General features: G+C 66.7%; 20 protein-coding genes and 4 pseudogenes. 11 read left to right on the forward strand and 13 right to left on the reverse strand.

Features of this window, described 5'->3' with window-relative positions:
* Positions 1–285 precede the first annotated feature (285 nt).
* The 3 genes and pseudogenes from K8O92_25835 (at position 286) to K8O92_25845 (ending at position 2147) form a co-directional block, all read left to right on the forward strand.
* Entirely contained in the window at positions 286–1068 is a 783-nt protein-coding gene (locus tag K8O92_25835) for a hypothetical protein (protein ID UAK31227.1), read from the forward strand.
* Positions 1068–1544 (forward strand): pyridoxamine 5'-phosphate oxidase family protein, encoded by a 477-nt coding sequence (locus K8O92_25840; GenBank protein ID UAK35944.1) that lies wholly within the window; start codon positions 1068–1070, stop codon positions 1542–1544. The genes K8O92_25835 and K8O92_25840 overlap by 1 nt, the downstream gene beginning before the upstream one ends.
* A 456-nt stretch (positions 1545–2000) precedes the next feature.
* Positions 2001–2147 (forward strand): annotated as a pseudogene (locus K8O92_25845) (IS5/IS1182 family transposase).
* Between the two features lie 27 nt (positions 2148–2174).
* On the opposite strand, the gene K8O92_25850 reads toward K8O92_25845, so the two are convergent.
* From K8O92_25850 to K8O92_25865, 4 genes and pseudogenes are all read right to left on the reverse strand, one after another.
* Positions 2175–3086 carry a universal stress protein gene (locus K8O92_25850; protein UAK31228.1) on the reverse strand — a complete coding sequence of 304 codons (912 nt, stop codon included), beginning with the start codon at positions 3084–3086 and terminating at the stop codon, positions 2175–2177.
* A gap of 231 nt (positions 3087–3317) precedes the next feature.
* Positions 3318–5063 carry a GAF domain-containing protein gene (locus K8O92_25855; protein UAK35945.1) on the reverse strand — a complete coding sequence of 582 codons (1746 nt, stop codon included), beginning with the start codon at positions 5061–5063 and terminating at the stop codon, positions 3318–3320.
* Between the two features lie 479 nt (positions 5064–5542).
* Positions 5543–5839 (reverse strand): annotated as a pseudogene (locus K8O92_25860) (response regulator transcription factor).
* A gap of 203 nt (positions 5840–6042) precedes the next feature.
* Entirely contained in the window at positions 6043–6921 is an 879-nt protein-coding gene (locus K8O92_25865) for a DUF302 domain-containing protein (GenBank protein UAK31229.1), read from the reverse strand.
* Positions 6922–7513: 592 nt separating this feature from the next.
* Between K8O92_25865 and K8O92_25870 the strand changes: the two genes are divergently transcribed.
* Positions 7514–7999 (forward strand): nitroreductase/quinone reductase family protein, encoded by a 486-nt coding sequence (locus tag K8O92_25870; protein UAK31230.1) that lies wholly within the window; start codon positions 7514–7516, stop codon positions 7997–7999.
* A gap of 88 nt (positions 8000–8087) precedes the next feature.
* Here the strand turns inward: K8O92_25870 and K8O92_25875 are convergent, their stop codons facing one another.
* Both K8O92_25875 and K8O92_25880 read right to left on the reverse strand, forming a co-directional pair.
* The gene (locus tag K8O92_25875) at positions 8088–8357 is read right to left on the reverse strand and encodes a hypothetical protein (protein ID UAK31231.1); all 270 of its coding nucleotides are present in this window, start codon (positions 8355–8357) and stop codon (positions 8088–8090) included.
* A 130-nt stretch (positions 8358–8487) separates the two neighbouring features.
* On the reverse strand, positions 8488–9084 hold the full coding sequence (locus K8O92_25880) for a TetR/AcrR family transcriptional regulator (GenBank protein UAK31232.1): 597 nt from the start codon (positions 9082–9084) through the stop codon (positions 8488–8490).
* A 76-nt stretch (positions 9085–9160) separates the two neighbouring features.
* Between K8O92_25880 and K8O92_25885 the strand changes: the two genes are divergently transcribed.
* The 3 genes from K8O92_25885 (at position 9161) to K8O92_25895 (ending at position 11341) form a co-directional block, all read left to right on the forward strand.
* Complete coding sequence (locus K8O92_25885) at positions 9161–9412, forward strand: hypothetical protein (GenBank protein ID UAK31233.1); 252 nt, start codon at positions 9161–9163, stop codon at positions 9410–9412.
* A complete protein-coding gene (locus K8O92_25890) occupies positions 9409–10881 on the forward strand; it encodes a YbfB/YjiJ family MFS transporter (protein UAK31234.1) in 1473 nt (490 codons plus the stop codon). Before K8O92_25885 ends, K8O92_25890 begins: the two co-directional genes overlap by 4 nt.
* Positions 10882–11056: 175 nt before the next feature.
* Positions 11057–11341, forward strand: a complete 285-nt coding sequence (locus K8O92_25895) for a hypothetical protein (protein ID UAK31235.1) — start codon at positions 11057–11059, stop codon at positions 11339–11341.
* A gap of 175 nt (positions 11342–11516) precedes the next feature.
* On the opposite strand, the gene K8O92_25900 is transcribed toward K8O92_25895, so the two are convergent.
* The 3 genes from K8O92_25900 to K8O92_25910 form a co-directional block, all read right to left on the reverse strand.
* Positions 11517–12146: an SRPBCC family protein gene (locus K8O92_25900; GenBank protein UAK31236.1), complete on the reverse strand. Its 630-nt coding sequence runs from the start codon at positions 12144–12146 to the stop codon at positions 11517–11519.
* The gene (locus tag K8O92_25905; GenBank protein UAK31237.1) at positions 12143–12415 is read right to left on the reverse strand and encodes a hypothetical protein; all 273 of its coding nucleotides are present in this window, start codon (positions 12413–12415) and stop codon (positions 12143–12145) included. The genes K8O92_25900 and K8O92_25905 overlap by 4 nt, the downstream gene beginning before the upstream one ends.
* 85 nt (positions 12416–12500) lie before the next feature.
* Complete coding sequence (locus K8O92_25910; protein UAK31238.1) at positions 12501–13505, reverse strand: NAD(P)H nitroreductase; 1005 nt, start codon at positions 13503–13505, stop codon at positions 12501–12503.
* Between the two features lie 139 nt (positions 13506–13644).
* Between K8O92_25910 and K8O92_25915 the strand changes: the two genes are divergently transcribed.
* Positions 13645–13809 (forward strand): hypothetical protein, encoded by a 165-nt coding sequence (locus K8O92_25915; GenBank protein ID UAK31239.1) that lies wholly within the window; start codon positions 13645–13647, stop codon positions 13807–13809.
* Between the two features lie 35 nt (positions 13810–13844).
* Positions 13845–14039: a hypothetical protein gene (locus K8O92_25920; protein UAK31240.1), complete on the forward strand. Its 195-nt coding sequence runs from the start codon at positions 13845–13847 to the stop codon at positions 14037–14039.
* 52 nt (positions 14040–14091) lie between these two features.
* On the opposite strand, the gene K8O92_25925 is transcribed toward K8O92_25920, so the two are convergent.
* Together K8O92_25925 and K8O92_25930 are read right to left on the reverse strand one after the other, a co-directional pair.
* Positions 14092–14955, reverse strand: coding sequence for a universal stress protein (locus K8O92_25925; GenBank protein UAK31241.1), 864 nt, complete (start codon positions 14953–14955; stop codon positions 14092–14094).
* A 14-nt stretch (positions 14956–14969) separates the two neighbouring features.
* Complete coding sequence (locus tag K8O92_25930) at positions 14970–15878, reverse strand: universal stress protein (GenBank protein ID UAK31242.1); 909 nt, start codon at positions 15876–15878, stop codon at positions 14970–14972.
* A gap of 201 nt (positions 15879–16079) precedes the next feature.
* Here K8O92_25930 and K8O92_25935 point away from each other — a divergent pair.
* Positions 16080–17143 (forward strand): annotated as a pseudogene (locus tag K8O92_25935) (hypothetical protein).
* A gap of 438 nt (positions 17144–17581) precedes the next feature.
* On the opposite strand, the gene K8O92_25940 reads toward K8O92_25935, so the two are convergent.
* Entirely contained in the window at positions 17582–18442 is an 861-nt protein-coding gene (locus K8O92_25940; GenBank protein ID UAK31243.1) for a universal stress protein, read from the reverse strand.
* Positions 18443–18555: 113 nt separating this feature from the next.
* Positions 18556–18735, reverse strand: a pseudogene (locus tag K8O92_25945) (DUF4389 domain-containing protein).
* 224 nt (positions 18736–18959) lie between these two features.
* On the opposite strand from K8O92_25945, the gene K8O92_25950 reads away from it, so the two are divergent.
* Positions 18960–19907 carry a universal stress protein gene (locus K8O92_25950; GenBank protein ID UAK31244.1) on the forward strand — a complete coding sequence of 316 codons (948 nt, stop codon included), beginning with the start codon at positions 18960–18962 and terminating at the stop codon, positions 19905–19907.
* Positions 19908–20024: the final 117 nt, after the last annotated feature.

The raw sequence follows: 20024 nt of genomic DNA on the forward strand, positions 1-20024 counted from the left end.
TTCGGCAGTGCCGAAGCGACCCTCGTGCAAGGACTTTCGACCATGGGCCGCGTCGACGTGGAGGCGATCCGCGGGCGGCTCCGCAGCTGCCGCCCTCATCGGCCGGTATGGGCACCGAGTTGCGTGCACCGGAACTTTCTACATGCGCGCATATCCCAGGTGTCGGATGGTCCAGAGGCGGGGATATGGGCCCCTGCCTCGTGGACTTTTTGCTCTATGGGCCGACCGGTTGCCCTTGATGGCATGAGAGCTGACTTCGAACACCCGAGAAAGCGAGGCCGGCCCATGTCAGTGATCGAGCCGCTGTCGCCCCCGATCGATCCAGTGATAGCGATCGAGACACGGGGGAAGATGGTGGATTGTGAAACGGCTCGGTTGGCGCGCGTGCTGACCGGAGTGCTGGGACGCCACGACCTCACCACAACGGCGCGAGTTCGTCTGTCCTTGCAAGGCACGGGGGAGCCAGCCCTCGTGCAGGTCAACGTCCGATTTCTCGATGTGCCGACCCGGGTTCAGATCAGCGGCCCGCGCGGATTCGTCGCCGCCTTCGCAGCTGGGCGACTCGATCAGCAGTTGACCCGGCTGGCCGGGCAAGGAGGATCCCGGCACTGGCCCGACCCCGCTCGTCCGCCACTTGCGCTGGTATCCCGACAGCGGCCGATCGTGCGACGCAAAGTATGCGACCCGATCTGCACCAACCCGGCCGAGGCCGCCGCGATCATGGACGCGATGGACTACGACGCTCACCTGTTCGTCGATGACCACACTGGTGAGGACGCGATCGTCTTCTGGGCGGGACCGCTCGGGGTGCGGGTGGCCGGGCAACATCAGCTGCTACTCCAACGGACTACAGCAGCACCGATGTTCACCGTGCAGCCGCAGCCCGCACCGTGGCTGACCGACGAAGAGGCCGCCGCTCGGCTCTGCCGATACGGCCTTCCGTTTCTGTTCTACACCGATCCTCGCAGCCACCGTGGGCACCTGGTGTACCGCAGGTACGACGGGGACCTAGCGGTTGTCATGCCTGCGGTTTCCGAATCCGACGGTGCGGCGAAAGGGTTGTCGTGATCGAGCCAGGAACAAAAGGCGCCGCGCCGCGGGATGTGGTGGATCTCGACCGCGCCGAGGCGCTACGCCTGCTGGCGTCCACTCCGCTCGGCCGAGTCGTGTACACGCGCAACGCATTACCCGCAATACGTCCGGTGAATCACATGGTCGATCGTGGGCTGATCGTAATTCGTACTCGTCTCACCTCCCGGCTCGCCGGCGCCGTAAGCGGCAATTCTCCGGTGGTAGTCACATACGCCGCCGACGACATCGACCCGATCCTTCGCGTTGGCTGGTCGGTCTCGGTGACGGGGCTGGCGCATACGGTTACCGATGCGGAGCGAATTGCGCGATACGAGCAGTTGCTTCGGCCATGGGTCGAAGGGGTGATGGACAGTGTCATCACGATCGAGCCGACTATCGTCTCCGGCATCAGGCTCATCGAAAGACAACCAACTGTGAGTGACGTCGACGGTCCATCCGGGGTCATACTGTGAGCGCGGCGTCGCCGGTCTCGTCGTGACCGACCACGAGGTAGCGGTGGTCGTGGCGCGCTACGGCAGTAACCCGGCCGAGTACTGAGTTGCTTCCCCAACTAGCCCGGGTGGCACAAGAATCCGTCCTCGAAGCTGGCGTGATTGATGTGCTTGATTCTCGGTCGTGGTGCGTAGGCACGAGTTGACCGAAGGACAGTAGCGGATCGTCGAGCCGTTGCTGCTGGCAATGTCAACGCCTACACCATGTTCACCCAGGCCCTGGCCGGGATCTGGATGTCACCACCGGGTCGGAGTCGGCCGTCGACTCTGGCGGGTGTCGGCAGACAAGGGCTATTCGACCCAAGCGATCCGCGGGCACCTTCGACAGCGTCATATCACACCACGATCCCCTTACGCAGCGATCAGCAGGCCAACCGTCGCCGTCGGGGCAGTGCTGGTGGTCGTCCACCGACCTTCGATCGGACTGCGTACCGGCGCCGCAATGTGGTCGAACGCTGCTTCATCCCGCTCGAGCAGTATCGGGCCATCACCACCCGATGCGACAAGACCGCGATTTGTTACCGAGGCATGCTCGATCCGGCCACCCTGCTCATATGGCTTTGAGGATGTCAGTCGCAGGTTGGCGATCGGTCAGCTCGGGTGGACGACCATGACTGGGCAGTCGGCGTGCTGTATGAGCCAGTTGCTGGTGGAACCGAGGAGCAGGCCACGGAAACCGCCACGGCCGCGGCTTCCTACCACGACCAGTTGCGCCTGCTTCGACCACTCGTTCAGGCGCTCACGTGGGCCGGTCGGATAGACCTTGCGGACCACGCTGACATCCGGATACTTTTCCTGCCAGCCCGCGAGCCGCTCGGCCAACAGCGCGTGCTCGCCGATCTCGAAGTTTTCCAGCGGGCTGGTGAGGTAGGACGTTCCGGCGAACTCCCCGGCCGAGAGGCCGCTCCATGCATGGACAGCGATAAGTTCGGCGCCGCGCTCGGCCGCTCCGCTGAATGCGGCGGCGATGGCGGCTTCCCCGACTTCACTGCCGTCGACCCCTACGACAACCGGCCCGGTATCGCCGGCCTGCTTATCGCCCCGCACCACCACGGTGGCGCCATGGGCGTGTGCGGTCACCGCGAGCAGCGTAGATCCGAGATGAGCGACAGTTCCGACGCCCGGTGTGGCACCGAGGACCACCAGGTGCGCGTGCGTCGACAGCGCAACCAGCGACTGTGCCGCGTTCTGTTCGAAGAGTTCCGTGGCGATGGGCAGCGCGGGCGCCTCCGCGCGTGCCTGCCCTGCGGCTTCGACGAGAAGTTCCGCTCCTCGCGCGCGCAGCGTCTCGCTGACCGTGGGCACCATCACGTCATAGCTGCCGAGTGCCGCGCGAGTCGCGGCGAAATCGATTCCGTGCACGATCAGCAGACGGCGGCCGCGATGCGCCGCCGTCCGGGCTGCCCAACGGACAGCGGCGGTGGCCGGGGCAGTGCCGTCGGTGCCGACGACTATGGCCGCGTCGGCGAGGGTGTGCGGATGCACGTCATGCTGGTCAGTCATGGCGATGCCCTTCGGTTGCGGGAAGTCTCTTCGATAGCGTGCGTTGTCCACGACAGCTGGCTTTGGTCATCGACCGAGGAGTCGATCGGCCGTCTCAGGCCCGGGGTCGGTCGGTGAGTATCCTGCGACTACCGGACCGCTACGAATGATCCTTCCGACAAGCATCGCAAGGGAGACGATGCTCGAGTCCACAGCCTGTCGGCACTAGAGCTTCGGGCCGAGCAATCCCAATCACGGCAGTGGCGCGGACCAGCGCAGCACGGTACCGCCCTCGGGCCGGTTCGTCAGGCTGAAGCTGCCGCCGGCATTCTCCGCCCGTGCCGCCAGGTTCGCCAGTCCGCTGCGGCGGGCAATGTCTTCCGGAATGCCCGCGCCGTCGTCTGCCACTTCGATCGTGACGTCGTCGTTGATCTGCAATTCGACCGCTACGGTGTTCGCGGCCGCATGTCGGACCACGTTGCTCACCGCCTCCCGCAGCACGGCTTCGACGTCGTCGGACAGGGGTGGTGTCAGCACGGTGACCGGGCCGGCGAGCCGGATGGTGGTCCGAAGGCCGGTCTCAGCGGTCATATCGACCACGATGCCATGCAGGTATTTCCGATACTTCGACGAGTCCGCCGCCGAATTACTCTGCAGATCGAAGATCGAGTGGCGGATGTCCTGAACGATGCTTTGCACGTCGTCGATCGTGTCTATCAGCCGGGACTTGACCTCGGGAGCACGTGCCCGCTGCGCTGTGCCCTGCAGGGACAGGCCCACCGCGAAAAGCCGCTGGATCACATGGTCGTGCAGGCCGCGGGCGATGCGGTCGCGGTCGGAGAGAACGTCGAGTTCACGCATCCGCCGCTGGGTGTCGGCTAATTGCAGCGCCACGGCCGCCTGGTCGGCGAAGGCCGCCATCATGGCCTGGGTGGCGGTATCCAGCGGTGCCGCTCCCGTCGGCCGCAGAGAGCCGAGGACGCCGATCACCGAGCCACGCGCACGCAGCGGAATGATCAAGACAGGTCCGGTCTCGGGCACCATCTCGGCGAACGTCCCATCCCGCAGTTCATCGACGGAGACGGGCTGTCCTGTCCGGAATGCGTTGCCCGCATGCGACCCCTCGACACCCACGAACAAGCCGTTCATCGCTTCCGAACTCGGCCCGGCGGCGGCGGCGACCAGAAGCTCGGTCACTTCATCGTGGGGAATGTCCGGATCCTCGGGCAAAGCGAGGAATGTGATCGCGGAGTCGGTCAGCGTCAGTGCGCGCTCGGCGACAAGTTGCAGGACTTCCTCCGGTTCGCCACCGGCCAGGAGCTCCGTCGCTACGTCGCGAATAGCTTCGAGCCATTGTTGCCGGATTCGAGATTGTTCGTAAAGACGAGCGTTCTCGATGGCGATGCCTGCCGCAGCGGCCAACGCTTGAACCACTACCTCGTCGTCATCGGTGAACTCTTGCCCATCTGCCTTTTCGGTCAAGTAAAGATTGCCGAAGACTTCCTCGCGGACTTTGACCGGCACACCGAGGAAGGTGTGCATGGGCGGGTGGTGTGCGGGAAAACCCACCGAGGCGGGGTGGTCGGCGATTCTGGCCAGTCGTAGCGGCTTGGGTTCTTCGATAAGCAATCCGAGTACGCCGTGCCCGCGGGGTAGGTCGCCGATCATGACGCGGGTGCGGTCATCGATCCCTTCGTAGACGAACTCGGCCAGCTGATTGCTGGCTTCATCGGTTTCGCGGACACCGAGGGCGCCGTACCCGGCGTCGACGAGCTCGATGGCGGTGTGCACGATGGTGCGCAAGGTGTTGTCGAGGTCGAGTCCGGCGGTGACCACCAGCATGGCTTCGATGAGCCGGTCCATTCGATCGCGTACGTCGACGATCTGCGCGATCCGGTCCTGCACCTCGATGAGCAGCTCACGAAGCCGCAACTGCGACAAGGTCTCCGTCACCGAAGCCCGGCCGTTGGACCTGGGCGTGTACTGCTGGCCCTCCATGGACCGCATTCTCCCATGATCGAGCCATCCGTTCCCGCTGCGAGCGATCATCAGGACCGGGCGGATTGGCAGGGTGCTTCTCGCAGCTCGGATGCGACGTTCGACCCGAGCTCGAGTAGTAACTGCGAAGCTACACTTGCCTCGAGATTACGGAATGTCCGTGGGACCGCGGTTCCGAGTGGGACTCGCATCGGTGTCCGCGGCCCCATGACTGGGGCCTGTGCCGTACGTTCGCTGCCATTACCTGCTCGGCGAAGGGATCCGCGCTGGTCGCGTGCGATTCGCTCACCTGAGCCTAGCCTGCGATCTCCCGGTGATCGCGATCGCGGTATGGGAACTCCGCTTTCGAGAGGCCTATAGTCGGCCTGCGGTACAGGTGCCCGATGATCGCCGTCATGGCTACCAGTAGTTGCCGTTCGTCAGCTGACAACCTATCGGCCGGCCGGTGGTGGCGGAGGTGTTGCAGGGCGATCCAGTGTTCAGTAGCCGGCGTCGGGGCCGGACCGCTGTGACCGCAGTTTCGACACGTAGACGGCCGCCTGAGTTCGCCGTTCGAGACCGAGTTTGGCCAGCAATCGGGAGACATAGTTTTTGACCGTCTTCTCGGCCAGGAACATGCGTTCGGCGATCTGCCGGTTGGTCAGTCCTTCACCGAGTAGATCGAGAAGCTTGCGCTCCTGGTCTGTGAGCCCGGCCAGAGGTCCGTCCTGCTGGGTGTTCATGCGCAGCCGTTGCATCAGAGCGGCGGCGGCGCGGTTGTCCAGCAGGGAGCGGCCTCGAGTCGGGCCGTGCATTCGCAACGCCGCCGGCTGCTCAGGTCCGTCGATATCCCGGCCATGATGGGGGCGAGATTTCCGTGCCCCCGGCGCCGTCTCCGCTGGTAAATTCAGTTCTTCTCGGACAGGACGACGCCGTAAGTAACGTGCCCGCCATCGAAGTCGCCTACGAGGAAGCCCCCGACGCACCTCGATCAGGCCGGTCAGGTAGACGCCGGCGCCTCGGCTCGCAGGCTGTCCAAGGCGGCGGCCAGCCGCCGCCGCACGTCACCGGCGACCGAGCGCAGTTGCGCGCGGGCGATGATATGGACCAGTACATCGGGATCGATCACCTCGACCACTGTGCCGTTCTCGACCGAGCGCATGACCACACTGGAGGACATCACCAGGCCGGCCTGCCGGTCGGTGACCAGCGCCCGATATGCCAGTCGTGGAGCGCAGACGTTCACAATCCAGTAGTCCTCGATGTCCTCGCCGGTGTTCTCCCGCAGCATGGCCTGGACGTCGACCTCGGCCGTCACGATGAGCCCGTGGTGTCGCAATGCTTCCTTGGTACGTTCGACAGCGACGCCGAACGGTACGTCGAGACGGACCGCGATGGTTGTGGCCGGCGCGACCGGCATGCGGATCTCGGTCAGTAGACTCCGGGGATCGGTGACCTCGTCCGGGCCTATCAGGTAAGCCTCGGTCGGCGGTCCGATCGGGCGGTAGCCGCCATCGCGCATCCACTGCCGTAGCGCCTGATAGGCCGCACTCAGGTTGTGGTAGCTACCGCGGTGGCAGGTGCGGGCGACCAAGGTTCCGGCCATTACGACTACCTGCGCGCCGTAACTCGGTCCGAGGTTGGGCGCGGGCTCCACCGGGACGCCGAATTCCACCGCGATCGCCTCGTCTGCGGGCATTTCGTCGTGGAATGTGATCGTCGGCGCGCCGCTGGCGGTCAGCCCGGCACGCTGCACGATACGGGTCACCTCTCGCATGCCTTCGACGATGTCCTCGCCCAGGAGATCCGGTCGGACCTCGCGTGGCACCCGCAGCACCGCCTCCGGCGCCGACTCGACCAAGGCCACCTGGTAGTCCACTGACGCCTCCTCTGGTTTGTCCTGCCACGAGCGTGCGCCCTGACAGCTGCGGCTGCACAGGGGCGAAGGTCCTGCTCTTGTGGGTAGTACTACCGCGCTAACCCTGAGGACGGAAGTGCACTGCCGGCGGAGGTCCCCGCCCTGCCGCAATGAGCACCGCAACCGGCACCACATCCGCTTGCCGCCTGATGCTGTTGCCACCGCGCGTGGGCGGCTCGGATAGTGGCGGCTCGGCGTGCACTTGCTCGACGACGAGTTCCTCCGGCATCCGCTGTGCAGCTCGGCGTCGTGGTTTCGCAGCGCCGCGGCGGCATCATGGTGCCTGCGATCGTGGGCGTCGCCGCACTCGCTCCGCTGGCCATGATGGAGGCATTTCGCGGCGTCGTCGCCGGTACTGGCACCGCTCGGCTACGTTCCGCGGAGTGCATTAGATGATGGCAACCCCCGCCTGATTCATAACGCACCCTTGCGGGGGCGGGCCTTTGTCGACTCGTCATGCTCGCTCGGCAGGGGTAGAACGATAGTCACGCATGCTCGGTAGAAGCGCTACCGTCTTGCGGTGCTGCTGGAGCACGCGAGGAGAGTGGGTTGTATGGGCAGCGTGCGGGATCTGCTGTATGCGACGAAACGTCGGATGTATCGGGGCAACCGGCCGGGGATGCTCGCCCGGGTGCTGAACCGGGCCTCGGAGTGGATGTACTCGGCGGGTGTGCTGTCCCCGGGGTGTGCCATGACTCTGGAAGTGTCCGGTCGGCGCACCGGGCGCCCGGTGAGGCTGCCGATCGTGGTCGCCGAGTACGAGAGTCAGCGCTACCTGGTGTCGATGCTGGGCCCGGACGCCGGGTGGGTGCGTAACGTCCGCGCGGCGAACGGCCGCGCGTTCCTGCACCGGCGCGGCCGCGAAGCGGTGCGGCTCACCGAGGTGGAGGTGGGGGAACGGGCGCCGATTCTGCGCCGCTACCTCGCGGTTGCTCCCGGTGCTCGGCCGCACTTTCCGGTCGACCGCACCGCCCCGCTCGGTGAGTTCGCGCGCATCGCGGACCAGTACCCGGTATTCCGGCTCGAACCTGCAGGCTGACGAGAGTTTCGGCCACTGGTCGCAAACCGCCACCTCTCCGGCCTGCTGTTCATCCGGGCCGCGCCTGCGCTCATGAGCGGGCGCGGTGTCATGGGGTCGGTTGGCGTTCGCCGGCGGTATGGGGGTGGCGGGTGAGTAGAGCGGCGGCGCTCCAGAACGCCCCGCGCACTGCGCCGATGCCCGCGACCCCGGCCCCGGCCCGCTCGATCAGCGGTCCAGTGGCATAGGCGGTCCAGCCCAACTCCTCACACACAGCGGCGAGCACGAACGCCGCCGCGACCACCGGCGCCGCGACCACCGGCAGCGCCGCAGAAGCCGGCGCGCCGGCGACCGTCCCGGCCACGGCCTGGGCGAGCACCGGCGCAGCGATCCCGGCGATGGGTCCGCCGGCGTGCGATGAGGCCAGCTGTGGATGCGGCCAGGCGGGATGGCGGTTGAAGCCCTGGGCGTGCGAGGTGGTGCTCGACCGCTGCTCGCGGGGGCGGCGGTCAGCTGTCGAGCGCGGGAGTGGTCGCGTTGAGCAGGGAAAGCGCAGCGGCACAGGCTTGTTCGTGGGCGTTGTCGCCATCATGGTGTGCCGCGACCGCGGTTGCGCCTTCCATCAGGATGAGCAGCTGGCGGCCCAGCGCGTCCGGTGAATCGGAGCCGGCTCGATCGGCGATATCGGTGAACAGCGCGAGGCAACGGTCCAGGTGCCGTGCCGTGATCGCCCGGACCTCCGGGTCGTAGTGCTGGGTGGCGGCGTTGATCATGGCGCAGCCGCGGAAGGTCGGCTCGCGGTACCACTCGCCCAGCGCTGCGAAGACGGCCGCCAAGCGAGCCGCGGGGCCGGGCCCTGCCGCGGTGGCCGCACCGGTCAGCCAGTCGATCACGCGGTCGCTGCGTGCTTCGAGCACGGCGTGCACGAGCCCGTCCTTGGTGCCGAAGTGCCGGTACAGCGTCTCCTTGGAAATACCCAGCCGTTTGCACAGTTCGGCGACGCCGACTCCGTCGATACCGCGGTCGTAGAGCAGTGGGGTGGCGGAGTCGATGATGACGGCGCGAGTACGGGCCGGATCGATGGTGGAGCCCTTGGCTACTGGCATAGAACTGATCGTACCGGCCGGTTCTATGTGCTGTTACGATCCGATCGAACTGATCGGTTCCATCCAAAGGAGAGTCATGCCGGAAGCCGTCGGCGCCCCGCGGCACTGTGCCCGGACACGAGCCCGGATCGGCGCGTTCGATAACGGGCGATCGCCGGGTTCGTCGCCGCCTGCTGCACCGGGACCGATGCGGCAGGCGATGCGCCTGGCCTTGGTAACCGCTGCGGCGCTGGCCGCTACCGGCGGCAGCGGCAATTGTCTGTTCCTGCTGGTGACGCGCGCCGGTGCGGGCGTGGCCGGCGCGGTGGTGTTCATCAGTGGGGGGTGATCGCCTCGTACCTCGCTGTGCGGGCCGGCTCGGGTACGCCCATCATCGTGTACTTCGCCGGGACCGGGCTCGGCATCGCGCTCAGCGGAATCACTGTCCCGCAGGCAGGTGGCCACTGGCAGGCGGCGTGGTCGGGTCTGAGCATCTTCGCTGCGATGGCCGCAGTGGCCAGCTGGCGCGCCGCTGATGAACCGGTCCCGGTCACGCCCCAGGGCGGAGGGGTCCGTTTGCGGACCCTGCGCCGCACGGTGTTGGCCTACCTGCTGTTCGCCGGCGGCTACATCACCTACATCACATTCCTGTCCGCGTACCTGTTCGACCGGTCGGCGCCGACCATTCAGGTCATGGGGGTGTGGATAACCCTGGGGCTCGCGGTGATCATCGGACCCGCGCTGTGGCGTCGGCCGATCGCGCGCCGGCCCGGCCACCGGGTGCTCGCCGGGGTACTGGCCGCGCTCAGCGGTGGCGCGGCGCTCGCTCTGATCTCCTCGAATGCCGCTGTCGCACTGGTCTCTTCGGCTGTATTCGGGGCCACGTTCATGACTGTTCCTGCCGTTGTCACCGCCATTGTCAAGAAACACACCCCGGCAGCGGACTGGACCCCCACACTCGCCGCCTGCACCGTCGTTTTCGCGGCCGGGCAGACGCTCGGGCCGTGGGCCGCCGGCGCGCTCGCCGATCGCCTCGGCACCACCCGCGCCCGTGCTGTGGACTGTGCTGCTCTGCGCCGTCGCATCCATCCTCGCGGCGACGCAATCTCTTCCCGATCCCACCCAGAAGGAGAACGAACACCCATGACAACCTTCGTCCTGATTCCTGGCATGTGCCACGGCGGATGGTGTTTCGAGAACATCACCGATGAGCTGCGCGAACAAGGACATCGGGTACTTCCGTTGACGCTGACCGGTGTGGGCGAACGAAGCCACCTGCGCCACACGGTCGTGAACCTGGACACCCATATCGAGGATGTCACCGCAGTGTTGGCGGCCGAGAACGTGCACGAGGCGGTGTTGGTCGGCCACAGCTACGGCGGCATGGTGATCACCGGGGCAGCGGACCGCTCGCCGGATCGAGTCACGTCACTGGTGTACGTGGACGCCATGGTGCCCGACCATGGTGATTCCTGCTGGGATCTCGCCTCGGAGCAGGAGCATCGGTGGTATCTGGACGTGGTGGACACCGGCGATGCAGTCCGCCCGCTCCCGTTCTTCGACCCCCGTGCGACACCGCATCCCCTGGCCTCGGTGCTACAGCCACTGAAGCTCACCGGCCATCTCGCCCACATCCGCAGCCGCACCTACGTCTACGCCGCCGGATGGGAAACTCCTTCGCCGTTCACCACCGTTCACGCGCGCCTGAGCCGAGAACCCGCCTGGACGACGTATTCGCTCGATGGTGGGCACAACCTCATGCGGGACAATCCCGAAGGCCTGCTGAAGATCTTGCTCAGCACCACCAGAGCGCACTGACCGGTAGCCGGCGGTCTCGGACACGATCTTCGCGGCGCTCAATCAGGCGCAACCGAGCAGGCCCAGCAGTTGAGGCGCCAGAGTCTGGATCCGTGTCCGATTTCGGTGTTCGAATTCGTCGATCCGCTCGATCAGCCTCGAATCGAGTCCGGTGCATAGTCAGAAGGACTGCCCGGTGGTGACTTTCGCTTCTTACGCGAGCACAACGACGCAGCGAACGATGAGGGTAAATGCTGTGCCGTTGGCATGGGCTGTGTTCGCGTACTGCGCTGTGGCAGCGCTCTTCACGGCGGCATTCGATCAGCCCGCCTGGTTCGACGGCGCTTCGCCCTTCGCACATATTCCCAAGGTGCCTCTCCAAACCGCCACCGCCGCCGACATGCTCGTGATCACGGTGCCGACGGTGGCCCTTCTGGTGGTGGGATCGATCGGATTCCGCCGCCGCGACGCCGGTTACTGAGACTCTCGATTCCGTGGCATGGTTCGAGGCGGGTGGTATAACCGAGCGCGACCGGATCAGCAGTGCCAGAAGCGGCGGGTTCGTTGGCGGGGAGGGTGGTCACCCCGGGGAGTGGCCGAAGTCGTCGTAGTCATCGATGTAGCGCGGCCTTTGCGCCCGCCGGGCAGGGTCTTGGTCACATCGCTGACTGGCGCTGCTGTCCGAGTCGTTCCGCGCGCTGTTTGATTCCCAGCAGCATCTTCCGCTCCATGAGCAGACTGCCCGGTTCCATCACGAGCAGGTAGAACAGGCGAGTGAGCTGAGATGCGCCGGTCAGAGCGATGCGGTTGCGGCTGACCAGCCGGGTGGTCTCGCCCATCGGGTAGAGGCCGAACGCCCATACCCAACGTCCGTCCTTGGAGGCGAACACCAAAGCACGTTCAGGATCGAGAAGCGCCACTCGCATACGGGGCCCCGACGTGCCGAGAGCGAAGGTGTCACCGACCGTGAGGTTTTGGAATTGGGGCAGGATCTGCTGGGCGCTGTGCATATCGAGGCCCAGCAGGTTCTCGATCCAGTCGTAGGTGTACGCGCCGCCCCTGCCCGGGCCCATCTGGACCAGCCAAGGCCAGATCGCGGCGGTGCCCGTGCGGATGGTGATTGCGCGAGTCGAGACGATGTCGGCCTCGACAAGCAGATCGTCGCCGGGCATTACACGCGCGATCTCTTCACCCGCGGCTCCCCAAGTCGAAAGCTTGGTGTGCAGCCGACTTTTGCTCAGCGTGCGGGCTATCGGGGGGATGATGGCGGCAGATGTCGTGTTCATGACGTGCTATCTCTCTTCGAATTCGCGCGAGTACGCCAGAGTGTGAGGCCCCACCACCACAGCTGCAGCGCGAGACCGAGGTAGATGAGAAGAGCGGAATACACCAACTCCGGCCCGTAGTCGTGCGCCCAGCCCGGCAGCATGGTCAGCCCTACGAGCGCTCCGACCAGCATCACCGAGGCGATCAGCATCGCCGGGACCGCCAGTGGCAGGACATCTCGAGACTGTTCCTGGCGGGGTCTGCCTCTGAAGGTCGAATGGGTTGTCATCTCACACTGCCTGTTCGCGCGGCTGGGTGGAAGCAAGGCATCGATCCCGCCTGGACGGGTTGGATAGCCTGGATGCGGGTCTGGATCACTGCGTCGGGTCGATTTCGGGCATGTCGAGGATGTCGCTGAGCGGGCGGCGCGGGGTCGCGGGCGTGTTCCGATCGGACTCGGAGGCGATACCCACGCGGATGAGGACTTGCGGGAGGCCGGAGTGGCCACTCGGGCCGATCAACCCGCGCACGACCGATCGGGCGCCTGGCATTTCTGTGAGATGGGTCAGCGGGCACGTCGCGAATCCGGCGAGGGCGCATTCCAGTAACACAGTGGACAGCACTTCACCGCAGCGCAACAGGTCCTCGGGGGTGTCGCGGTCGGTGGAGAGCACGAGGATCACCGAGTGGTCCTCGGGGACCTGGCCGCGCCGGTTGCCGGTGGCAGTGGTGGGAAACTCGCGACCCACGGCCACTCGCTGCCGTTCCTCTCGGGAGATCAACGCTTCGCTCGGGATCCCTGCGTCGGCGATGGTATGTCCGGTCCACCATTGCAGTTCGGCGTGGTAGCCGGCGTCGTAGCGGCGCAGCGCAGCGCTCATCTCCGAGGCGCGGGCCAAAGCGGGACGGCTTTCGTCGCCCAGTACATCGAGTGTGGCGTCGGAGGGATCGAAGGTCGACCGCAGCACGTATTCGAAGTCGGACCATCCGGTGGGCGATCGGAACGGGAGCCGGTCGGTGTGCCGTCGCAGGATGGCGTCGGCGCGAGCACGGTCGGCTTCGGTGACGATCCGGGCCGGTTCGAAGGTGATGTCGGCCAAGTACTCGCGGCGGTTCGGGTCGGGGAAGTGGGCGACATGGACTCGCCAGCCCGCGGCGGCCATCGCGGCGCGCAGATGGTCCAGGGCGATGCCGCAGCTGACGAGCATCTGTCTGCCGGATGTGTCCGTCGCCGGGAGCATGCGTTCGGGCACGGCGAACAGCCGCAGGGTGTGGCCGTCGAAGCTCCAGTGCCAGGGTTGGCTGTTGTGCAGCGACGGCGCCCGGCCGGCGAGCAGGACGGCCTTCTCGATGGTTTCCCCGGTCGGTTGCTGGTTCATACCGTCACGGTAGGCATCCGTACCGATGCCCCGGAGGAGTCGTAGGTCCCGAATTGCACCGCAGGTGGTCCTTTCCGGGACAGCTGTTGCGGGACCTCGGCCACTGGACGGGAGTTATCAGCGCGTTCAGGCTGGATGTGTGGAGATAGCTGCTGCGGCCGGACCGCTGATCGATGCTCGCAGGCACGACGCGGTGATCTTCGATATGGATGGTGTGGTGACCGATGGTGCGTCGATCCACGCCGCGGCCTGGACGGAACTGTTCGACGCCTTCTTGCATCACCGTCCGGCCGGGACCGGATAGGAACGCTCACAGTTCACCGGGCGCGCCAGGACCGCTTGGTCTTCTGCCCGTACTGGCCCGTCTCACTGGGTGCCCTGTCGTTCCCGGTTATCTATCGCGGCCACCGGCTGACCGTGCGAGTCAGCGGGAACGGCATCGAGATCAGCTCGGATCCCGGCGCGTCGGGCCGATCGACATCACCTGCCGGGACCAGACCGCACGCCTGGCGCCCGGCGACACGGTCCGGCTGATGAACTCGATTCCGACGTCCCCGGGATGACTCGGTCGCGTCGGGTGCGGCGGTCAGCTCTGCGACCTGGCGATGATCACGGGCACCGTGGCCCCGTGCAGCACCGCCTGGCTCACCGAACCGAGAGTCATTCCCGCGAAACCGCCACGGCCGTGACTGCCGACGACGATCAGCTGTGCGTTGGCGCCCTCGGCAAGCAAGCGTCTGGCGGGGCGATCTTCGACCACGACGCGCCGAACCCGCACCTGCGGGTACTGCTCGCCGAACCCGGCCAGGCTCTCAGCGAGCGCTTCCTCGCCTTCGCTCTGCATCTCGGCGCGCGAGGCATAGCGGAAGAACTCCGACCAGGTATGGACCGCGACCACCTCGGCACCGCGGTGGTCCGCTTCGTAGAAGGCGATCTCGACCGCACGCGCACCGCACGCCGAGCCGTCCACGCCCACGACCACTGGGCCGTCGGCACGCTCGGCGTCGATGGGCACCACGGCGACCGGGCAGGCGGCGTGCCGGGCCAGTGCCGTACTCACCGAACCCAGGATGCTGCGGCTGAAGGCGCCCAGACCATGGGTGCCGACCACGAGCAACCGCGCGGACTTCGATCGGTCGCGCAAGACCGGGATCGGAGGCGCTTCGGCGAGCTCGGTGCTGATCTCCAGTTCACCGATGGGGCCGGCCGCTGTCGCGGCGGCATCTCGCGCGGCCATCAGTGCCGCCTTCGCCTGCCTGCGGTAACTGTTGTAGTCGATCTGCTCCAGTGCGACGCCCGGTCCGAAATCGGCGGGCACGGGAATCGATTCGATGATGTGCAGTGGCGCGTGGCGGCGGGCCGCGGCGGTCGCTGCGAAGCGTACGGCGGCCAGCGCGGAGTCGGACCCGTCGACGCCGACGAGGACGGGGGAATTGATATCGTCAGACATGTTTTTCGCTTTCTCTACGCTTGGTGGGCGACCATGACCGGGCAGTGAGCATGCTGGACAAGGGAATTGCTGACGGAGCCGAGCAGCAGACCGCGGAATCCGCCGCGCCCCCGGCTGCCGACCACGAGCAGTTGCGCGGACTTCGACCATGCGGTGAGCAGGTTGTATGGCCGGGCGACGGCGACCTCGCGAGTGACTTCGACCGCGGGATACTTCTCCTGCCAACCCGCGAGTTGCTCGGCGAGCAGAAGTTGTGCGGCGGTCTCCAGCTCGCGGGCCGGAAGGAGTTCGGTGGCACTGGAATGGAAGGCGAAGTCGGTGGCGACATGCACTGCGACCAACGAAGCCCCGCGGAGGTCGGCCTCGGCGAATGCGGCACCGACCGCGGCTTCGGCGGCGGGGCTGCCGTCCACTCCGACGACGACGGGTCCGTCGGTGCGCGTGCGTTGCTCACTGCCGGTGTCGTGCACGACCACGATGCCGCCGTGGCCGTGTGCGGTGACCGCGAGCAGTGTCGATCCGATGTGGGCGAGTTCGCCGCCGCGCCCGGCGCCGAGCACCATCAGGTGCGCGGATGCGGAGTGCTCGATGAGGACGGTGGCCGGGTGGGCAGGCGACAACTCGGTGTCGACGCGCAGTCCCGGATCGACGCGGCGGGCCAACCGTGCCGAACAGGCCAATCGGGCGGCGCCTTCTTCTCGCAGTCGCTGGGCGACAGCGGGGATCATCAGGTCGTACATGCCGAAGATGGCCTGGCTGGCCGCCAGGTCGAGGCCGTGGACGATCAACAGCCCGCGTCCACGCCGAGCGGCTGTCTCGGCGGCCCAGCACACGGCCAGATCGGAAGCTTCCGAACCGTCGATGCCGACGACAACCGGAGCCGATGCCAAGTGGTGCGGATTGTCCGGAGAAGAGGCGGACATGGTGGTAACCCTTTTGGAGAGTGCAGTTCCTGTACTCGAAGCGTAGGAACCGGCGCGCCCACAGACGTCTGGCGTTGGTCCCGAATTCCGAGGGCCTTCGGCCACACACTCGGACGCCCGGTCCGAGATCGACAGCGGGCGTGGCTGCGGCCGGACCTGCTCGCGGGTGTCACTGGGGCCGCTTATCTGATTCCGCAGGTCATGGCGTATGCGACCATCGCTGGGCTGCCGCCTGTGGCGGGCCTGTGGGCGGCGATCGGACCGCTGGCGGTCTACACCCTGCTGGCGACGTCGCGGCAGCTGTCGGTCGGGCCGGAGTCGACCACCGCGCTGCTGACCGCGGTCGCGCTGGCTCCGCTGGCGATGGGCGACCCGCAGCGGTACGCCGCGCTGGCGGCTGTGCTCGCGCTGCTGGTCGGTGTGCTGGCTCTGGCCGGTGCGGCGGTTCGGTTGGGGGTGCTGGCGGACCTGTTGTCGAAACCGGTCTTGGTGGGGTATCTCGCGGGAACCGCCGGGATCATGATCGTCGGTCAGCTCGGGGCGGTGACCGGTGTACCGGTAGAAGGCGAATCCATTCTCGCGGAAACGCGTTCATTCGCCGATAACCTGGACCACTGGCATTGGGTGACTTTCTGGCTCGCGGCGACCGTGCTGGCCGGGCTTCTGCTGCTGGCGTGGCGCGCTCCTCGCACGCCGGGCCCGTTGATCGCGGTATTGCCGGCGACCGCGGTGGTCACGGTGTTCTCGTTGGATCGTTTTGGTATCCGGTTGATCTGCTCGATTCCCACTGGGATTCCGGCGCCCGGCTCGGGCACAGTCACGATGACCGACGTAACCGCTCTGATCCTTCCCGCGATCGGTATCGCGGTGGTCGGATTCTCCGATTGTGTCTTGACTGCCCGGGCTTTCGCGGCGCGGCACGGCGACCGTGTGGAGGCGAACACCGAACTCGCGGCTCTCGGCGCGACCACCTCACGGCCGGGTTACTGCACGGATTCCCGGTGAGCTGTTCTGGCAGTCGAACCACGATCGCCGACGCGATGGGCGCCCGCACCCAGCTGTACTCACTCGTCTCACTGTGCGGTGTCGTGGCGGTGCTGCTCGTGGCACGAGGCGTCCTCGAAGCTCTTCCGACCGCCGCCGCCTGTCGACCAAGATCCACCAGATCGTCGATGGGCACGGACTACCGCTGGCTCGTAAGTCCGGGGCAGACGGGTGATTCGTCGGCCTTTCCGCATTTGCTCGCGCACCTTGCTGCGCAGTGACTTGGCCATACCTGGCGGACGGCCGTTCGATCCGCGAGGCCCACTGCCTTCCTGCGATGCGGCGGAAGCCGATTTCACGCGTTGACGGGTCACCGGCCATCGGATGCGGCGAGGTCAGGGTGCCGTGTCGGCCCTCAGGCACAGTGGTACAGAAGAAGAGCGGTCGCGCCTACGAAAGCCCCTGCGATGAACGGCTCCGCGGAGTCGAATCCCGCGCCCGGTACGGCGGCGCGCGCCCGGAAGACCATGTCCGACATCTACGCGAACTGATGTAGCGATCCGGCCAGCAGCAGGGCCACGATTCCTCACCGTCGGCAACGCAGTCCGCGTCGGAGCGTCTGTCCCGGTGTGAACAGCCGTCAAGTCCAGGCCAGAGCGTCGCGGTGAGGTTTGCCGTTGCCGCCGACTGTCACCCGCTACGGTTCGCGTCCGGCGGAGTCACTGCCGACGTGTGGCGATGAGGACCGGAATGAGGCTTTCCTGGAGTACTGTCTGGCTGACCGATCCGAGGGCCGCGCCCACGACGCCTCCGCGCCCTCGGCTGCCGAGCACGATCAACTGTGCTTTGCCGGACTCCTGTAGGAGCCGCTGGGCGGGAGATCCCTCGGCGACTACATGGCGGACACCGACCTCGGGGTACTTTCGCGTGAAGCCCGCCAATGTCTCCTCCAGCAACGCGCTCGCTCCTTCCTGCGCATCGGCGAGTGGGTCACGGCGCGACCAGGTGGTCACCGCTACGAGTCCGGCTTGCCGTGTCGACGCCTCGTCGAAAGCCATCCCGACAGCGAGTTCACTGCAGCGCGACCCGTCCACGCCGACCACAACCGGGCAGTGTGGCGCACGCGGAACCGATTCCTCGACATCGGGCACGACTGCCACGGGGCATCTGGCATGCCTGATCAGCCCGATTCCGACCGATCCGAGCATCACCCGCTCGAAGGCGCCGAGCCCGCGGGCGCCGACCACCAGAAGCTGGGCGGCCGCGGATCGACCGACCAGCGCGGGTACCGGAGAAGCCGACTCGACAAAGGTTTCGACCGCGGTCACGCCGACGGGTCCGGCGGCCTCCTGCACGATGCTGCGTCCCGCGCTGAGCGCGGAATCGCCCACCTTGCGCAATCCGCTCGTGTCGAACAGTAACCGGCCCAACACGGGCACAGCGTCGGCTGGGACGCCGATCGCGTGGACCAGATGCAACGGCGCGTAACGCCGGGCGGCTGTCACGGCTGCCCAACGAACCGCGGCGAACGAGGCCGCCGAACCGTCGACGCCCACGACAACAGGACGAACGGCACGCATAGTCACAACGATGTCGCCTCTCAGATCGCAGGCATTCGCCCGCGTTCGGACGTCAGCTGACTGGTGCACTGGCCGACTCGACGCTATCTGACGAGACCGATACCTGCGACTACTCAGCCTCTGGCCTGCTCTTCGGAGCTGGGGCGGGTACGGGAATCGACCGGTTCACGTGGGCCCTGATCGAGGCGGAACGGCGGGTACTCGTCTCGCATCAGCGCGGCATAGGCCAGCACCCGGTACAGCCAGCGGTTGATGCCGACGACGAAGTCGAACAACGGGCGCGGGTACCGTCCGAGCGGCCATGACCGACAGCCTCGCGGAAAATTCGTTCGCGAGCGAGAGACCTTGGGCCCGGGCATCGAGGGACCTGCGTGTCGCTTTTCCCTGTTCGTCTGAGGCCTTTCGTCCCTGTCCTCTGGGCCGATAAGCCGCATTCGCGGCTGTGGTGGGGCTCATACGGTTGAGGGGTAGCGCCCGGCCGGGCGCTACACGATCACATGGGCTCAGGAGGCATGCCATGACAGAGCGTCGGTTCGACAATCCACATCACCTCGCCACGGCGAAGGTCATCGTCGGTGTGGACGGTTCGGACGGGTCGTGGGCCGCTGTGCGGTGGGCGGCGCAGTTCGCGGCCGAGCGTGGGCGAGCTCTCGAGATCGTGCACGGCATGGATCTGGTGGGCACCGGTTGGGTGCTGGGGGACTACGAGGTCGTTGTGCCAACAGTGATCGACGCTGTGCGCGAGCAAAGCGAGGACGTAGTCGCGCGCGCCGAACGGCTGGCCCGGGAGACCGCGCCCGGACTGCGTGTCTCGACTCGTGTGTCCACCGACACCGGTAGGGAACTGTTGATCGAGCACAGCGCCGAGGCCTATGCGGTCGTGATCGGCGCGACCGGCAACACCGGCACATTCACCCATCTGGGCTCTACGCTGCTGGCCGTGACCGCACACGCCCAGGGCACGGTGGTGGTTGTTCGCACCGGCCGCGACGTCGGCGACACGACGCGGGTCTCGGGGCCGGTGGTCGTGGGCGTGGACGGCAGCGCGGTGGGGGAAGCGGCGATCGCCGCGGCGTTCACCGAAGCGGCCGAGCGTGGAGCCGAACTGGTCGCCGTACATGTGTGGAGTGATTGGGACTTCGGCTGGTTCGCCGGGCACGCCAGCTTGGGTGAGCTCGACCTCGACAGCGTCGAACGGGCGGTACTTGCCGAGCGTCTGGCGGGTTGGCAGGAGAAGTTCCCGGAAGTGCGCGTCGCCCGGAAGGTCGAGGTGGCCGCGCCGACTTCGCATCTGCTGGACTGGTCGAAGGTGGCGCAGTTGCTGGTCGTGGGCAGCCGCGGACGCGGTGGGTTCGCGGGCATGCTGCTGGGTTCGACGGCCAACACTCTGGTGCAGCACGCGTCATGCCCGGTGATGGTCGTCCATCCGCACGATGATCAGGGCGGCAGCGGACACCGCCACTGACGTCGGCGCGGCCCCTTCCGGTCGACCTGCTTGCCGCCGTGGCGGCGGATCGCGGCCCGGTCGGTTGTGGGAATGTTCCTCCAGGAAGCCGATATCCTCACACACTGCCTCGCGTCA

It is taken from the genome of Nocardia asteroides, from assembly GCA_019930625.1.
GTDB classification, from domain to species: Bacteria; Actinomycetota; Actinomycetes; order Mycobacteriales; family Mycobacteriaceae; genus Nocardia; species Nocardia sputi.

Bases quoted from the DNA above. Each gene is read 5' to 3' on its own strand.
- K8O92_25835 (UAK31227.1), top strand. From the start codon at position 286: ATGTCAGTGATCGAGCCGCTGTCGCCCCCGATCGATCCAGTGATAGCG.
- K8O92_25850 (UAK31228.1), bottom strand. From the start codon at position 3,086: ATGACTGACCAGCATGACGTGCATCCGCACACCCTCGCCGACGCGGCC.
- K8O92_25855 (UAK35945.1), bottom strand. From the start codon at position 5,063: ATGGAGGGCCAGCAGTACACGCCCAGGTCCAACGGCCGGGCTTCGGTG.
- K8O92_25870 (UAK31230.1), top strand. From the start codon at position 7,514: ATGGGCAGCGTGCGGGATCTGCTGTATGCGACGAAACGTCGGATGTAT.
- K8O92_25880 (UAK31232.1), bottom strand. From the start codon at position 9,084: ATGCCAGTAGCCAAGGGCTCCACCATCGATCCGGCCCGTACTCGCGCC.
- K8O92_25885 (UAK31233.1), top strand. From the start codon at position 9,161: ATGCCGGAAGCCGTCGGCGCCCCGCGGCACTGTGCCCGGACACGAGCC.
- K8O92_25900 (UAK31236.1), bottom strand. From the start codon at position 12,146: ATGAACACGACATCTGCCGCCATCATCCCCCCGATAGCCCGCACGCTG.
- K8O92_25905 (UAK31237.1), bottom strand. From the start codon at position 12,415: ATGACAACCCATTCGACCTTCAGAGGCAGACCCCGCCAGGAACAGTCT.
- K8O92_25910 (UAK31238.1), bottom strand. From the start codon at position 13,505: ATGAACCAGCAACCGACCGGGGAAACCATCGAGAAGGCCGTCCTGCTC.
- K8O92_25925 (UAK31241.1), bottom strand. From the start codon at position 14,955: ATGTCTGACGATATCAATTCCCCCGTCCTCGTCGGCGTCGACGGGTCC.
- K8O92_25930 (UAK31242.1), bottom strand. From the start codon at position 15,878: ATGTCCGCCTCTTCTCCGGACAATCCGCACCACTTGGCATCGGCTCCG.
- K8O92_25940 (UAK31243.1), bottom strand. From the start codon at position 18,442: ATGCGTGCCGTTCGTCCTGTTGTCGTGGGCGTCGACGGTTCGGCGGCC.
- K8O92_25950 (UAK31244.1), top strand. From the start codon at position 18,960: ATGACAGAGCGTCGGTTCGACAATCCACATCACCTCGCCACGGCGAAG.